Source organism: Paenibacillus sp. 2TAF8, from assembly GCF_052114825.1.
In the GTDB taxonomy this organism is placed as follows: Bacteria; Bacillota; Bacilli; order Paenibacillales; family Paenibacillaceae; genus Paenibacillus.
Genome location: NZ_JBFRFN010000070.1, coordinates 1 through 435, shown reverse-complemented (window position 1 = coordinate 435; position 435 = coordinate 1). Strand labels below are relative to the sequence as shown.

Sequence of the window (435 nt, the reverse complement as noted above, 5' to 3'; positions counted from 1 at the left end):
GCTCTTAGTAGCTTAACCATTGCGCTCGTGTTCGAGCTGTCACTTCCCTTGGTTTGCTTGCGCAAATCCAAAAGTCGTTCCATTTCGATCACTCGCTCCAGCAATCTACCGTTTTTATTGAAACTTGTTGTACACAAGTTCAGCTAAAAAGGAATGTTCTAATTCGCGTTTGTTTCGTTTCGATATCTAGTTTTCAAAGAACAAATCGTTTCATTCGGGCCGTTCACAAGATGTGTCGGTCGAATAAACGAATTGATTTGAGAGTTTGAGCTCTCAAAACTGAGCAACGAGTGAGTGTTTTGCAGCTAAGCTGCATATTTGAATGTTTCCACGCGGGAAACGATTCTCCATAGAAAGGAGGTGATCCAGCCGCACCTTCCGATACGGCTACCTTGTTACGACTTCACCCCAATCATCTATCCCACCTTCGCTTCG

General features: G+C 44.1%; 1 rRNA gene. It reads right to left on the bottom strand.

Annotation, left to right across the window (positions count from 1 at the left end):
* Positions 1 to 353: 353 nt before the first annotated feature.
* Positions 354 to 435: ribosomal RNA gene (locus AB4Z30_RS30020) — 16S ribosomal RNA — on the bottom strand; the annotation flags it as partial.